This window comes from Treponema sp. UBA785 (assembly GCF_002297065.1).
Lineage (GTDB): Bacteria > Spirochaetota > Spirochaetia > Treponematales > Treponemataceae > Treponema_D.
In genome coordinates this window covers 11,107-12,047 of the sequence record NZ_DBJD01000035.1, presented here as the reverse complement: position 1 = coordinate 12,047, position 941 = coordinate 11,107, and the positions used below count along the sequence as shown (strand labels likewise).

Here is a 941-nt window from a genome sequence, read left to right as displayed (position 1 = left end):
AGAGAATCATAGCTCCGCGAGGGCCGCGCAAAGTCTTGTGTGTTGTTGTTGTTACAACGTCTGCCCATTTTACCGGGTCAAAATCTCCAGTGAATACTTTTCCTGCAACGAGACCTGCAAAGTGCGCCATATCCACCATGAGAACGGCTCCGCACTTGTCTGCAATTTCGCGGAAGCGTTTGAAGTTGATTGCGCGCGGATAAGCTGAATAACCTGTCAAAAGGATGAGCGGCTTAACTTCCATCGCCTGCTTTTCGATTGCGTCGTAGTCAAGAAGTCCTGTCTCCTTGTCAACTCCGTAAGGATGGCTTTCAAACATGCGGGCAGAAATGTTCATTTTGTAGCCATGTGTTAGATGTCCGCCGCAAGAATAGTCGAGCCCCATGAGACGCTGGTTTCCGAAGCGGTGTCGAAGCTCGTCAAACTGCTCCGCTGTAAGGTCGTTTAATGATTTTACGCCAAGCTCCTGCAAGGTTGGAGTCTCAACCTTTGCCGAAAGAATCGCCCAGTATGCAACAAGGTTTGTGTCTGCTCCAGAGTGAGGCTGAACGTAAGCGTAGTCCGCGCCGAAAAGCTCTTCCGCTTCGCGCGCCGCCGTCATCTCAACTGCGTCAACATTCACGCAGCCGCCGTAGTATCTGTGCTCCGGGTAGCCTTCAGCGTATTTGTCCGTGAGAAGGTTTCCCATTGCCGCCTGAACAGCAAGCGAGCTGTAGTTTTCAGACGCGATCAGCTTGAGGTGGCTTCGCTGGTTTTCAATCTCGTTTACAATATCAGCGGCGATTGATGGATTTACAGAAGCAACCTGCTGAAGATTTGCTACGTAAGCTGTCATTGCAACGTTTGGTTTCCCGTTACAAGAAGAAAGGTAATTTTCCAATGGTGTAGCCATTTTTCGCTCCCAATAAAAAGTCAAGATTAAAACTTTAGTTTTAGGATTG

1 protein-coding gene is annotated in these 941 nt (G+C 49.0%); it reads right to left on the bottom strand.

Annotation, left to right across the window (positions count from 1 at the left end):
- Positions 1-892 (bottom strand): serine hydroxymethyltransferase (glyA, locus tag B2X33_RS02880; RefSeq protein ID WP_524539497.1); only part of this gene is annotated, 892 nt, incomplete at its 3' end.
- Positions 893-941 lie beyond the last annotated feature (49 nt).